The sequence below is a fragment of the Streptomyces exfoliatus genome (genome assembly GCF_000725545.1).
GTDB classification, from domain to species: Bacteria; Actinomycetota; Actinomycetes; order Streptomycetales; family Streptomycetaceae; genus Streptomyces; species Streptomyces exfoliatus.
In genome coordinates this window covers 1-870 of sequence record NZ_JNZP01000089.1, presented here as the reverse complement: position 1 = coordinate 870, position 870 = coordinate 1, and the positions used below count along the sequence as shown (strand labels likewise).

At 71.1% G+C, this 870-nt stretch carries 1 protein-coding gene; it reads left to right on the top strand.

Features of this window, described 5'->3' with window-relative positions; translation table 11 throughout:
- The coding region (locus tag IO20_RS0134215; protein WP_031127807.1) for an acyltransferase domain-containing protein at positions 1 to 870 on the top strand (870 nt) is incomplete at both ends.

Genomic DNA, 870 nt, shown 5'->3' with positions numbered 1-870 from the left:
GTCAACCAGGACGGCGCCTCCAACGGACTCACCGCACCCAGCGGCCCCGCCCAGGAACGCGTCATCCGCGCCGCCGTACAGGACGCCGGAATCTCCTTCACCGGCGTCGACGCCGTCGAAGCCCACGGCACCGGCACCGTCCTCGGCGACCCCATCGAGGCACAGGCCCTCCTCGCCACATACGGCAGGGAGCGGGACGGCGGCCGGCCTCTCCTCCTGGGCTCGCTGAAGTCGAACCTCGGACACGCCCAGGCCGCCGCCGGCGTCGGCGGGATCATCAAGATGGTCATGGCCCTCCAGCACGGCGAACTGCCCGCCTCGCTCAACGTGAGCAAGCCCAGCGAACTCGTCGACTGGGCCTCCGGCGGCGTCGAAGTCCTCACCGAACCGCGCCCCTGGCCCGCCACGGAGGACAAGATCCGCCGGGCCGGAGTCTCCTCCTTCGGCATCAGCGGAACCAACGCCCACGTCGTCCTCGCCGAAGCCCCCGTCGACGAGGAGTTGGCCGAGGCCGCGGGCCGGCTGGCGGAGCACGTACGGGCACGGCCGGAGCTCAGCCCCGCCGACGTCGCCTTCTCGCTGGCCGCCGGGCGCTCCGCGTTCGAGTCCAGGGCCGCCATCCCCGGTACCGAGGGCCGCGACGGACTCCTCGCAGGTCTGGACGCACTCGCCTCGCGCGAGATCGACGGCCAGAACGGTGTGTCTGCTTCCCGTGCCGTGTTCGTGTTCCCTGGGCAGGGTTCGCAGTGGGACGGGATGGCCGTCGAACTGCTCGACTCATCCCCCGAGTTCGCACGCGTCATCGACGAGTGCGAAGCAGCACTGGCACCCTTCGTCGACTGGAAACTCACCGCCGTACTCCGCGGCGAG